The 12244-nt window shown below is 39.7% G+C and carries 12 protein-coding genes and 1 tRNA gene; 4 read left to right on the top strand and 9 right to left on the bottom strand.

The genetic code is table 11. The features are described from left to right. Positions 1-2 precede the first annotated feature (2 nt). The gene (locus tag RB215_RS01420; RefSeq protein ID WP_011327001.1) at positions 3-386 is read left to right on the top strand and encodes a hypothetical protein; all 384 of its coding nucleotides are present in this window, start codon (positions 3-5) and stop codon (positions 384-386) included. Between the two features lie 70 nt (positions 387-456). On the opposite strand, the gene RB215_RS01415 is transcribed toward RB215_RS01420, so the two are convergent. The 4 genes from RB215_RS01415 to RB215_RS01400 all read right to left on the bottom strand — a co-directional run bounded on the left by RB215_RS01415 (position 457) and on the right by RB215_RS01400 (position 3607). Continuing rightward, positions 457-1632: a mandelate racemase/muconate lactonizing enzyme family protein gene (locus tag RB215_RS01415; protein ID WP_011327000.1), complete on the bottom strand. Its 1176-nt coding sequence runs from the start codon at positions 1630-1632 to the stop codon at positions 457-459. A gap of 27 nt (positions 1633-1659) precedes the next feature. Beyond that, positions 1660-2427: a class II aldolase/adducin family protein gene (locus RB215_RS01410; protein ID WP_011326999.1), complete on the bottom strand. Its 768-nt coding sequence runs from the start codon at positions 2425-2427 to the stop codon at positions 1660-1662. 142 nt (positions 2428-2569) lie between these two features. Next, on the bottom strand, positions 2570-2893 hold the full coding sequence (locus RB215_RS01405; RefSeq protein ID WP_011326998.1) for a c-type cytochrome: 324 nt from the start codon (positions 2891-2893) through the stop codon (positions 2570-2572). A 174-nt stretch (positions 2894-3067) separates the two neighbouring features. Next, positions 3068-3607 (bottom strand): DUF2058 domain-containing protein, encoded by a 540-nt coding sequence (locus RB215_RS01400; RefSeq protein ID WP_011326997.1) that lies wholly within the window; start codon positions 3605-3607, stop codon positions 3068-3070. Positions 3608-3871: 264 nt separating this feature from the next. On the opposite strand from RB215_RS01400, the gene RB215_RS01395 reads away from it, so the two are divergent. Then, entirely contained in the window at positions 3872-5020 is a 1149-nt protein-coding gene (locus RB215_RS01395; RefSeq protein WP_089367625.1) for an MFS transporter, read from the top strand. Here the strand turns inward: RB215_RS01395 and RB215_RS01390 are convergent. Both RB215_RS01390 and RB215_RS01385 read right to left on the bottom strand, forming a co-directional pair. Beyond that, positions 4987-5487 carry a prolyl-tRNA synthetase associated domain-containing protein gene (locus RB215_RS01390; RefSeq protein ID WP_011326995.1) on the bottom strand — a complete coding sequence of 167 codons (501 nt, stop codon included), beginning with the start codon at positions 5485-5487 and terminating at the stop codon, positions 4987-4989. The genes RB215_RS01395 and RB215_RS01390 overlap by 34 nt on opposite strands. Before the next feature lies 1 nt (position 5488). Continuing rightward, a complete protein-coding gene (locus RB215_RS01385; protein WP_011326994.1) occupies positions 5489-5875 on the bottom strand; it encodes a hypothetical protein in 387 nt (128 codons plus the stop codon). A 167-nt stretch (positions 5876-6042) separates the two neighbouring features. On the opposite strand from RB215_RS01385, the gene RB215_RS01380 reads away from it, so the two are divergent. After that, positions 6043-6118 (top strand) — tRNA-Ala (locus RB215_RS01380). A 236-nt stretch (positions 6119-6354) separates the two neighbouring features. On the opposite strand, the gene RB215_RS01375 is transcribed toward RB215_RS01380, so the two are convergent. Both RB215_RS01375 and proB read right to left on the bottom strand, forming a co-directional pair. After that, positions 6355-7602 carry a glutamate-5-semialdehyde dehydrogenase gene (locus RB215_RS01375; protein ID WP_086994847.1) on the bottom strand — a complete coding sequence of 416 codons (1248 nt, stop codon included), beginning with the start codon at positions 7600-7602 and terminating at the stop codon, positions 6355-6357. Further along, on the bottom strand, positions 7599-8705 hold the full coding sequence (gene proB, locus RB215_RS01370; protein WP_011326992.1) for a glutamate 5-kinase: 1107 nt from the start codon (positions 8703-8705) through the stop codon (positions 7599-7601). The genes RB215_RS01375 and proB overlap by 4 nt, the downstream gene beginning before the upstream one ends. Positions 8706-9568: 863 nt before the next feature. Here proB and RB215_RS01365 point away from each other — a divergent pair. Then, positions 9569-11416, top strand: a complete 1848-nt coding sequence (locus tag RB215_RS01365; protein WP_058372400.1) for a sodium:proton antiporter — start codon at positions 9569-9571, stop codon at positions 11414-11416. 80 nt (positions 11417-11496) lie between these two features. Here RB215_RS01365 and RB215_RS01360 read toward each other — a convergent pair whose 3' ends face one another. Then, the gene (locus tag RB215_RS01360; protein WP_309216706.1) at positions 11497-12135 is read right to left on the bottom strand and encodes a flagellar protein MotX; all 639 of its coding nucleotides are present in this window, start codon (positions 12133-12135) and stop codon (positions 11497-11499) included. Positions 12136-12244 lie beyond the last annotated feature (109 nt).

Raw genomic sequence — 12244 nt, 5'->3', positions numbered from 1 at the left:
CCATGAAAGTACGCCGACTTACAGTAATCGCATTTATAACAACCGCACTCAGCGGCTGCTTAGCACAAAGCGCTGAGCCAACTCCTAAGCTGCAGCATGCGCTATTAGTAACACCTAATAGCATAGCAGTAGCTAATGCTATTGCCAGCTTGCTGCATAGCTCACAAGTGCAATTAGCCGATGATGTATTTACTACTAACAGTACTGTGACGCTCGATAAACTCAACCATAAAGACTCCATGGGTAATCCTATTATGGGTAAGCAGCTTAATATGCCCGACCAGTTTGAGTTAATGATTAAAGGCAAGCAATGCTTTGTTCGCCATCTTGATAGCAAAGCAACGCAGCAGTTAAAAGGCGTGCAGTGTAAAATTAATCAGCTATAACAATAACGCCAAATAGCAAAAGCCGCGTAGTGAGCTATCACTACGCGGCTTTTTAATCTGTATGCTAAAACTATTTAATTTCTACACGCTGCGAGCGCATTACAATCTCATCGTTTAATTCAATACCAATACCTGGCTCTTCCGACACTTGAAAAAAGCCATTTTTAGGTTGAGGATCTTGCAGACACAACTCACGGTTCCATTTTTTAATCGCATAAGTATGATGCTCATGAATTAAAAAGTTAGGAATGGCTGTTTCTAAATGCAGTGAAGCTGCAGTCGCTACTGGCCCGCCGCATACATGCGCTTGAATGCGCACATCAAAAATATCGGCGTAGTCACACACTTTTTTCGTTTCGGTAAAACCACCACATAAACCAATATCGGGTTGCAATACATTAATACTTTGATCTTCTAAGTATGGGCGTACACCCCAGCGGTTATACAAGCGTTCACCACCAGCAATTGGCACGGCCACTTTATCAGCCACTTTGGCATGCAATGAATGGTTTAAATAGTTAACGGGTTCTTCAAAAAACATGCAATCGAATTCTTTCGCTATTTCGCCCAATTGAATTGCCGAAGTCACCCCTGGTAAGCTATGGCATTCAAAAATAATATCAACTTCGTCGCCTACCGCTTCACGAATCGCTTGCATACGCGCACGGTACAACTTCATTTCAGCGCGGGAAATAATATTAGTGCGATCGTAGTAAGTATTGCCGTCTTTATCGTACTGAATTGGGTCTACTTTGACTGCATCGTAACCCTCGGCAACCGCTTTTAAAGCCGCTTCGGCGTATTCTTGTGGCTGCACTAATGCTTTAAACTCGCTATCCCAGTCAAACTGTAGTTGCGATGCATAAGTGCGTAATTTATCGTTAACCTTACCACCAAGTAGTTGATACACAGGTACACCCAGTGCTTTACCTTTAATATCCCACAGAGCAGTATCAATCGCACTCATTGCAGCATATACAACAGGCCCACCACCTAAACCCCAAAAGCTTTCACGTAACATACGCGACCAAAGCTTTTCGGTTTGAAATGGGTCGTGGCCAATTAAAAATGCATCGGCCATTTCTTTGATCATAGCGGCAGCAGCGCTGTGGCCTAAATCGTATGCAAGGCCCGCTTCACCCACACCACTAATACCTTCATCAGTATGAATACGTACAAATACTGGAGTCCAAGCAGGACGATCTGGGCAATGAATATCAAACACTTCAACGCGATTTACTTTCATGAATATTCCTTATTAACCTTTAAATGGTTATTTTGCAAAACTAGGATCAAGTCGGTACGCTTTGCGCAGCATAGCTGGCCACGCTAACTGCCCGCCAGTACTACCACTGTGCACTACATTTGCTTGATTATAAATATTGTCGATTATAGGCTGCGGGACGCTAATAGCCTGCTGCGAACTGGCTTGAATAGCGAGCTGTATTTCACAGGCGCGCTGTAAATCATAAAAGCGCATAAAAGCATCGCCCACCGTTGGCCCCACTGTTAAGCCACCGTGGTTAACTAACAACATATGGTTAGTATTGCCTAAATCATCTTGTAAGCGTTTTCGTTCATCATCGTTAACCGCTAACCCTTCGTAACCATGATACGAAAGCGACGGCAAAGAGAACATGGAATACTGACTTAGTGGCAATAAGCCATTTTTTTGTGTAGCAACAGCTATGGTTTCTTTCGTGTGTAAATGAATCACACAATGCGCATCGTCGCGTACTTCATGAATTGCGCTATGAATAGTAAAGCCAGCTGGATTAATATTAAATGGCGTGTCGTCAATAATATTGCCGCTTAAATCTACTTTAACTAAGTTAGAAGCGCTGATTTCATCAAAGGTTAAACCAAAGGCGTTCACTAAGTAATGATCACTGCCCGGTATCCGCGCCGATAAATGCGTGTAAATTAAATCGCCCCAACGAAAATGATCCACCAACCTATAACAGGCTGCTAGATCAACTCGTAGCTGCCATTCTTGTGCTGATACTTTATTTTTTAAATCGAGCTGGGGTAAATCAAACATAATAAGCCTTTAAATACACATAAGATCAATTGCGCAATAGATGTTTAGAAGTCTAAATTAGTATTTAGGTTATAGCAATCAGGAAATAAAACAGCCACACTAGGTGTGGCTGCTTTTTAATAAAAATAATTAACTGCGTTTATTATTTTACGTTTGCAAGGTAATCAGCAATTGCAGCAAACTCTTCATCTGTTACGGTTGCTACCATAGCTTTCATAGCCATAGACATACCATTACTGCGCGCACCTGATTTAATGTCTTTCATTTGTGCAACTAAATAGTCTTTATTTTGACCATTTAATTTAGGGTACATGCCCATAATAGGTGCCTTACCTTCTGCGCCGTGACACGTTTGGCAGTTTTTAGCAGTGTAAAGTGCAGCACCATCTGCAGCAGCTGCATTAAATGACAAGCTTGCGGCTAAACTAATACCCGCGCCTAATAAAAGTGTTTTAATTTTGCTCATTGTATTTACTCTTCTTTTTTGACGGTTAAAAAACTGTTCTGGTGATTGTAGTCAACAACACTATAAAAAGCATACGTAACTAATAGCATTTGACGATCAATCAGAACAAATACATGTACAGCTCATTTAAGTTAACTTTAGCAAAAATTAAATGAGTCTACACTTAACTAAAATTTACCACGTTAAATCATCTGGTATTTCAAAATCGGCGTATGGATCGTCTTCATCTTTTACTTTGCTTTCTGGCTCAACATGAAAAACAATATAATGTTCATCTACTTCAGCTACTTTACGTGCCGGTTCGTCTTCTAATACGTAAAATCGGCCTTCGAGCACACAAATAGCTAAGCGACCACCCGATAACGCTTTTTGCGTTCTTTCGTTTACTTCAATGCTCTTTACTTTGTTTTCGTAAGTAAAGTTAAAAGTACGCTCACCACGTATTGCTTCTTGGTTATGGTGTTCTAAAATTTGTTTAACACGGGCACTTTGCTCGCGCTGCTTTAAACTACCTTGGCGTGCCTGGTTAAGCTCTTCTGCTTTTTGTTGCTGCTCAAGTTTTGTTTGTTGAATATGCTTTTGTAAATCGCTAGGGTTACTGGTTGCACCCTTTTTTTGCTTTTTTTGCTGCTTACGCTTTTCTGATTTAGCAACTTTAGCTTTATGCGATGTTGTTAATCCTGCTTGGAGCAATTGCTCTTGAAGTGACCCCATGGCTCTATTCCACTAAAAACTAATATTAAGACTATTTTAATCACCAATGCCGGCAAATAACAGCGCTATCATCATTAATCTAACAAACGACGATAAAAACACCATGATTTAGCGCAAAGATAGCGACTCTTTTAGTAAACAATTACTTATTACTGTTTATGGGCATACCAAATAGTCGCTTAAAGTATTCGTTTTTAGATTATCAAACACAAGGGATTTTTAATATACTGCCACTTAACTATTAGTTACTCGCCAAGCTATATAATGCGCCTACCTCACTTGTTGCTTTGCTCTGTATTTATTTTTTTTGTACTTTACGCTCCACAACCACTGCTTGGCCTATTTGCAGTTGAGTTTGGTGTTGCCCCCGCCGTTGCTGGCAGCTTAATGACTGCGGCTATGCTACCACTGGCTATTGCGCCTTTAGTGTATGGGTTGTTTTTAACTAAACGTAATCCTTTATTTATATTACGCATTGCTATGTTGTTATTGGGAGGATGCTGTTTATTATTTGTTTACGCCCCCACCTTTGAGCTGCTGTTATTGGTACGCTTTTTACAAGGCCTAATATTACCAGCGGCATTAACAGCCATGACCAGTTATATTGGCATGAGTTTTAGTGCCGATACACTGCAAAAAAATATGACAATCTACATTGGCAGCACCATAGTAGGCGGCTATTTTGGGCGTGTTCTGGCAGCTATTTTTAGCGATATATGGCACTGGCAAAGTTTTTATTATTTTATTGCCACCATGCTCATTTTGCTTGCGTGGAGTATTCCCCATACCCGCTTTAAAAGTAATAACGTTAAATCAATACTTTCACCACTAGACTATATTAAACAACTGCGTGAAGGGCCGCTGCTAAAAGTGTATGGTGCGGTATTTTGTATGTTTTTTTGCTTTGCCGCTTTACTTAATTATTTACCTTTTATTTTGCAAAATACTTTTTTAATCACTAATACTCGCGACATTGGCTTGGTTTACAGTGGTTATTTAATCGGCGCTTTAGCGTCTATTACAACACCTTGGTTACTTAAAAAAGTGCCCTCTGCATGGCATTTATTAACGGCTATATTTTTGTTTTACAGTATTAGCATTGTCATGTTAATGAGCCACCAGCTAATAGTGTTTTTAGCCGCATTTACATTATTTTGCGGGTCTATGTTTGTGATTCACTCAACTGCCGCTCCCTTAGTTAATAAAATAAGTAAAGCACCACCAAGTGTTACTAATGGCGGGTATGTATCGTTTTATTACAGCGGCGGTGCACTTGGGTCGTTATTACCAGGGGTGATATACCAGCATCATGGGCAAACCGCATTTATGGCAGCTTTATTGGCTGTTTGCCTATGCGGCTTGATGCTGGTTATATGGGCTTACCTTGAAGGTAAAAATACTACGCGAGGCTGATGCTCAGTAAAGTTAAAAAACTGCTCTAAGTCTGCTTTATTAAGTAACCAGGTTTGGGTGTTTTCAAACGGATGACAATGAAATAGCTCACCTTGCCAAATATCTTGATCTAGCCAAACGCTTACTTCGTTTTGCTTGTCGTTCATTAGGCTAAGCATAGATACACACCCAGGTGCTACTTTTAAATAGCGCGCTAAACGCTCGCTTGAGGCAAATCCTAACCGCGATAACCCTTGTTGTTTTGACAATACTTTTAAATCAAGTTGCTTGTCATGGGCGGTTATAACTAAAAAGTGCCGCTTACCTTCATTATCACGTAAAAATAAATTTTTAAGTCGTGTACCTGGGCGCTCCACCATAAAGGCATCGGCATCTAAACTGCCATGTAATGGTGGGTGCTCTATCACCTCATAATTAATATTTAACTGCGCTAATAGCGCTGCTAACTTTGTTTTATCAGCTAACATACTACAAACAACGTCCTCTTAATTGCACACTTAAATCACGCCACAGTACCTCATTAATTTCATGCTTAGCGGGGCAATAGTTGCGTGTTTCAAGCTCTTTATTTAACAATTCAACAGCTTGATCTTCTAACTGCAATTTTAAAATACTCGACTCTTCAAAATGCTCTTGCGCTGCAAAACGCTCAAAGTCACTGCGGGTAAACTTTTTATCTAAATTAATGTTCTGGCGGCTTTTAGCCTTTACCGATACTACGTAGGCAAATAGCTTATTTCCTTGTTCATCTTGTTTTTCATGAAACTGTTTATTATTTATTTCATAAGGTTGCTCGTCACTTGAGTTAGCACAGCCAACAAGCAAAACCATCAGTACTAAGGCATACTTTTTCATTTTTAATTGTCTTTTTACTGAATATTGTTGTTGAGTCTACCAAAATTTCATCTAAACGGTAAAATTAGTGAAAAAATACTTGACCTATTTTATAAAAAATCTTAAAGTTCGTCCCGCTTGAGAATCAGCAATCAAGCTTTTACGTAATATGTAAAATTTAGGAATGTGGGGCTATAGCTCAGCTGGGAGAGCGCCTGCCTTGCACGCAGGAGGTCAGCAGTTCGATCCTGCTTAGCTCCACCACTTTCCTACTCCCTCTTTAGTATTGTCTCAAAGCCATCAATTTATTCGCTATTTTATCTTAAGTTTCACTCTGTATTTAAACCCCAAAATATACGCCATATAGCTAACGCTATTGCACGCTTTTTAATTTTACTGGTTAGCTAAGTAGAGCCTTAGTTAGTTTATTGCACAAAAAAGCCGAGCTGCAGCTCGGCTTTTGAAATTCATAATATGTTTTGTCCTGAAATAAACTAAGTTTATTCGCGGATCTGACCGTCGCCATTAACTAAATACTTTTCAGTAGTTAGTGACTCAAGGCCCATAGGTCCGTAGGCATGTAGCTTAGACGTTGCAATACCAATCTCGGCACCTAAGCCCAGTTGTGAACCGTCTGAAAAACGCGATGAAGCGTTAACAGTTACTACCGAAGCATCAACACTACGTTGGAATAACTCTGCCGTAGCAGCGTTTTTAGTACAAATTACTTCTGTATGATGCGAACCAAATTGCGCTATGTGCTCTACAGCTGCCGCAAAACTTGGAACCACGCGAATGGCTATTTCTAAATCTAAATACTCTTCACCAAATTCATCGTCGCCCAGTACTGTTGCATTGTCAAAATACGTAGCTGCTTGGCTATCGGCATTAATTTTAACGCCTTCTTGACGTAACACTACCGCACACAAGTTTAAAAACTCATCGGCAATATCTTGATGTACAACTAAGCCTTCTAAAGCATTACACACGCCGGTGCGTTGCGTTTTACCATTAAGCAGTAGGTTAATTGCCACTTCAAGGTCGGCGTCTTTATCAACATATAAATGACATACACCTTTAAAGTGTTGGATCACTGGAATTGTGCTGTTTTCGGTTACAAAGTTTATTAACCCTTCACCACCACGCGGTATAATTAAATCAATGCTGTCACGTTGCTGCATTAATTCCATTAATAAGCCACGATCGGGGTCAGGAATTACCGAAATAAGTGCTTCTGGTAAATTATGCTTTGCTAGCACGCTGTGCATTACGCTAGCAATTGCTTGTGAGCTTTTTAGTGCTTCTTTACCGCCGCGTAAAATAACGCTATTACCCGATTTAAAACACAATGCACCCGCATCTGCGGTTACATTTGGGCGCGCTTCGTAAATCATACAAACTACGCCTAGTGGTACGCGCATTTTACGAATTTTAATGCCATTTGGACGCTCGGTAATATCGCGTAGCTGACCAACCGGATCATCTAAGCTTACTATCACTTCGATGCCTTCAGCCATTGCTTCAACACGTTCATCGTTAAGCGTTAAACGGTCAACCATTGCTGCTGCTAAGTTATTGTCGCGTGCCGCGGCTAAATCGCTTTCGTTTTCTTTAATAATAAATGCTTTTTCTGCACGTAGTGCTGCAGCCATGTCCAATAGCACTTTATTTTTTGTCTCGGTATCGAGTAACGCTAACTGATGAGCAGCTTTTGCTGCCTGGCGTGAAATATCCGTAATTAAACTCATGACTTCTCCAATAATGCGATATGTTTTTCAGATATAACAGGTCCAATTGAGTCCTGCATTTTTTCGCTGAATTCACTCTGTTCGTTGTCAGCAATAAAGCTCAACAAACAGCTACTATAATTTGCGGTTGCTTTGGCTAAACGCGTACCATCTTCACTGCGTACTAAAATAGTGTCACCAATTGCGAACTCGCCATGCACGGCCATTATTTCATCGCCACGAATACAGCCTGTTTCGCCTTCGAGTGACTTATCAAACGAGCCATCTACAACAACTTCACCCTGCTCATTTGCAGTGTGCGTCATCCAATGTACAGAATCTTGCATTGGTTTTTCGTATGGTAAGAAAATAGTCCCAGGGTTTTCACCTGCAAGTAAACGCGTAAATGTCTCTTCTTTAAAGCCGTTAATAATATAAGTTGAAATCCCATGTGAGGTTGCTTTTTCAGCCGCTTCAATTTTGGTTTTCATACCGCCTGTACCAACTGCGCTAGTTGCACATCCTGCCATAGCATAAATAGAGTCATCAATTGATTTTATTTCAGGCAGTAAAATAGCATCGTCATGCAAGTTAGGGTTTTTATCATATAACCCATCCACATCTGAAAATATAAGCAGTGCGTCTGCATCAGCTGCTGCTGCAACCATAGCAGATAAGTTATCGTTATCACCTACTTTTAGATCATCGGTTGTTACTGCATCATTTTCATTAATAATAGGTAACACGCCGTGCTCAAGTAAAGTAAATACAGTTTCGCGAATACTTTGATAGCGTTCATGATCACGTAAGTCACCGTGGGTTAATAATAATTGAGCTGATGGAAAGTCAAAAAACCTATCCCACATTGCTATCATTTCTGTTTGACCTGCGGCAGCCATTGCTTTTTTCATCACGACTGAACGTGCTGTATCTGATGGGAACAAATGTGCCCCCGCAGCAACTGAGCCTGACGAAACTAAAATAACTTCAATACCACGAGCACGACAGCGAACAATAAACTGTGCAATGGTTAATATGTAACGTGAACGGCAGCCATCTTGATCCGGTGCAATTAAAGCACTACCTACTTTAAGTACTATACGTCGCCAATTTAACTTATTCATAAATGTTCAACTTTCCATTTTATTTGCGCTCATACAATGTGATGAGCTAAAACTAGTTAGCTAGGTTTAAAACATAGCTTCGAATTTGGTTTATCATTTAAAAACACTTTTTTACACACGCAAAGCGACTCTATCTAAAACTGTTGTTATAGATTTAAGCGCAAGTACTAAATAGCAACAACTCAACGGTGTTGAATAGTACTAACAAAAAATTTAAAAAGTGTTGTTTATGTATCGCTGTAAAAGCTGTGTGTGGCTTTTTTATTAACAACATACATAGAGCCTCTTAAGTCAGATACACCAACAGATAGGGTGATGACTTAAGGACCGAGATTTAACCGCCACGATGGGGGCTAAATATTGAAAGGTAATAATTCAACTCAAACCTTTATTTATTTAAATAGTTAAATAAACTTGTTTAGCAAAATCATACCAAAGAGTTCGGTAAATGATATTTATACTGCTCAAACCCTTAAATCACTACAAAACAGTATTATACCGCTTTAATGTGACTCTAATATTAATAAGTTATTATTTTAAAATAACCACTTAATTAGACAACTAATTGTTTGAACACGAAGCATAATACGCTAAAACTGCAGGTAAAATCAAGGTTAAAATTCAAACTAAGTAAAATGCAGCTTGTTTTTCGAACTGTTTTTATATTAATTATCAAAAAGTTAAATCCTTTTTGTAGGGTATTTATTAAAATTACTGATAAAATAACAGACTTTAAAACCCGTAATATCTGATAAACAGCTAAAATTCTATTAGCAAAATTTAACTTATCCGTGTATACCCCTGTATTATAATTAACATAAGTTATACTTTTATCTATCATATTCACAAGGAATTCTTATTCTATGTCAGCAATTTATATAGCCGGTATCGCACTTTGCTCCGTGCTTGCCCAGTGGGTCGCATGGGCGTTTAGAGTCCCTGCTATTCTGTTTTTATTGCTTACAGGACTATTATTAGGGCCATTTACTGGCGTACTAGATCCTGACGCGCTTTTAGGCGATTTACTCTTTCCTGTTGTGTCACTCAGCGTTGCTATTATTTTATTTGAAGGCTCTCTCACCCTGCACTTCAGAGAATTAAAAGGCATCAGTAAAGTAGTCAGAAACTTGTGCTCTATTGGTATGCTCACTACGTGTATAATTATTAGCTTTAGTGCCTATTGGCTATTAGAGCTTAACTGGCGGGTAGCTGCTGTGCTCGGCGCTGTACTTGTTGTAACGGGTCCTACTGTTATTGCCCCTTTGCTAAACTCTATGCGACCAACTCAAGACATCGACCGAATACTACGCTGGGAAGGCATTGTTATAGACCCTATTGGTGCTCTTTTTGCCGTATTAGTTTTCGAAGCCGTGATGTTGGTTGGCGAAGGTCAAATATTTAGCCATACCATTATCGCGCTAGTTAAAACCTTAGGTGTAGGCTTAACAATTGGTGTTGTTGCAGGTTGGCTTACTACACAACTTATGCGCCGAGAGTGGCTACCATTTGAGTTGCATAAGTTTGGCATTTTAGCCCTAGTGCTTATAAGTTTTTCAGTGTCTAATCACTTAAGCCATGAATCAGGTTTATTAGCGGTGACTGTATTTGGTATTTGGCTTGCAAACCAAGATGATTTAGAAATTGATTCGGTGCTTGAGTTTAAAGAAGATCTATCGATGATTTTAATCTCAACACTGTTTATTTTACTTGCAGCAAGGTTAGAACTCTCTGATTTAATGATGCTAGATAGCGACGTTTTTATATTTTTAGCTATCGTGCTATTTATAGCTCGCCCTGTGTGTATTGCAATATCGACTTTTGGTACTGACCTACCAATGAAGTCACGCTTAGTACTCGCTTGGATTGCGCCACGCGGTATTGTTGCCGCAGCTGTTGGTTCTGTATTTGCGCTGAGCATGATGGAAGCTGGTGTTGCTGATGCAGAAAAAATGGTGCCGCTCATATTTACCGTTATTATTATTACCGTGGTGCTGCAAAGCCTAACTGCCATCCCTTTAGCTAAACTGCTTGGTGTACGTCAACCATCACCAAGTACCATTTTAATTATTGGTGCAAACCATGTATCGCGTGCTATTGCGCGTGGCTTAAAAGATCAAAATATTCCTGTGCATTTATCTGACCCTGCATGGGAAAACTGTAAAATGGCCCGTATGGATGGCTTGCCTTGTTACTACGGTAATCCGCAATCTGAACATGCTGAGCGTTACTTGCCTTTAACAACTATTCGTAGTGTGTTGGCACTGTCACCAAATCGCCATCACAATGCGCTAGGTGTACAGTATTTTTCTCACTTACTTAATGATAAAAATGTGTTTTCGCTACGCTCATCTTCATCGCATGCTAAAGCGAATAAAGACAGCGCGACTTTCTTATCGCGCCAAATTTTATTTGGTGAAAACGGCTCTTATGCACGCTTAAGCAGTGTGATAGCGAAAGGCGGTAAAGTAAGTGCTACCCGTATTTCTGATGAGTTTAGCTGGGAGCAATATCAAGAAATGAACCCAGAGGCAATTCCACTGTTTATTCTCAAAGGGGATAAAGATGGCGATGACGATGCGCCAGTTAAACTTAGACCCTTTACCAGTGATATGGAAAAACCACCGCAAGAAGGTGAGCGCATTGTTGCTTTGCAACCGGCTAAAATATCACTACTAAAAGATTCACAAGCAAAAGCTAAAGAAGAAAGTTAACACTTTTATTAAAAACTAATAAAAAGGCCTAACTCGCAAGAGTTAGGCCTTTTTAGTGTATTTTTGGTATATTAATATGCTTACATAGGTAGGCGAGCACGAGCCACAACGCTGGCTGGCATTTTTTCGGCTAACTGAGCTAATAAGCGCTCAATTTTTTTATGTGTATTGGCATCTGCAACCTTGGCATTAAATAACCAACGATACATATCTTCAAAGTCGCGTGGACTGCCGTAGCCTTGGTTAAATAACTTAACTAAGCGAAACTGCGCTTTTAAATTTCCCTGCGATGACGCTTCACGCAAATAAGTGATTGCCATTGCTTTATCTTGTTGTACCAAACGCCCAATGTCGTAGTAACGCCCTAACTGCTCTAAAGCCGCTGCTAAGCCCTGCTCAGCCGCTTTTTGCATATAGTACACACCTAACTCTACATCGCGATCAACACATACGTTATAGGCTAGCATATCGCCATATAAAAACTGATACGATGGTAATGCCATTTTATTGGCTCGCGCTTCTATATCTTGTACTAACTGGCAATCATCTGCCTTAACCCGGGCTAAATGGGTGTTTTTATTAATTAGCGAAATTAACTCAGTCTCAGTATACAGTGGCACTGCTGCTGCCGTTTCTTCTGCTAAGCTATTGCTGCTCATCAATAAAGAGAGTGTCATTAATGGTAATAACAAAACTGAATGACTAAAAAGTAACTGCATCTTTATCACTTATAAAAATAAACCTATTAAATACTATACAAAGATCGTTCCAAGATTAATATTTAACCTGAACTCTAGTTAAGAGATTTACTAACGTATTGAATCATAG

The organism is Pseudoalteromonas sp. HL-AS2, assembly GCF_031198805.1.
GTDB lineage: Bacteria > Pseudomonadota > Gammaproteobacteria > Enterobacterales > Alteromonadaceae > Pseudoalteromonas > Pseudoalteromonas nigrifaciens.
This window is presented reverse-complemented; position numbering and strand designations above follow the sequence as displayed.

Coding starts and splice junctions, on each gene's coding strand:
- RB215_RS01420 (WP_011327001.1), top strand. CDS start 3: ATGAAAGTACGCCGACTTACAGTAATCGCATTTATAACAACCGCACTC.
- RB215_RS01415 (WP_011327000.1), bottom strand. CDS start 1,632: ATGAAAGTAAATCGCGTTGAAGTGTTTGATATTCATTGCCCAGATCGT.
- RB215_RS01410 (WP_011326999.1), bottom strand. CDS start 2,427: ATGTTTGATTTACCCCAGCTCGATTTAAAAAATAAAGTATCAGCACAA.
- RB215_RS01405 (WP_011326998.1), bottom strand. CDS start 2,893: ATGAGCAAAATTAAAACACTTTTATTAGGCGCGGGTATTAGTTTAGCC.
- RB215_RS01400 (WP_011326997.1), bottom strand. CDS start 3,607: ATGGGGTCACTTCAAGAGCAATTGCTCCAAGCAGGATTAACAACATCG.
- RB215_RS01395 (WP_089367625.1), top strand. CDS start 3,872: ATGCGCCTACCTCACTTGTTGCTTTGCTCTGTATTTATTTTTTTTGTA.
- RB215_RS01390 (WP_011326995.1), bottom strand. CDS start 5,487: ATGTTAGCTGATAAAACAAAGTTAGCAGCGCTATTAGCGCAGTTAAAT.
- RB215_RS01385 (WP_011326994.1), bottom strand. CDS start 5,875: ATGAAAAAGTATGCCTTAGTACTGATGGTTTTGCTTGTTGGCTGTGCT.
- RB215_RS01375 (WP_086994847.1), bottom strand. CDS start 7,602: ATGAGTTTAATTACGGATATTTCACGCCAGGCAGCAAAAGCTGCTCAT.
- proB (WP_011326992.1), bottom strand. CDS start 8,705: ATGAATAAGTTAAATTGGCGACGTATAGTACTTAAAGTAGGTAGTGCT.
- RB215_RS01365 (WP_058372400.1), top strand. CDS start 9,569: ATGTCAGCAATTTATATAGCCGGTATCGCACTTTGCTCCGTGCTTGCC.
- RB215_RS01360 (WP_309216706.1), bottom strand. CDS start 12,135: ATGCAGTTACTTTTTAGTCATTCAGTTTTGTTATTACCATTAATGACA.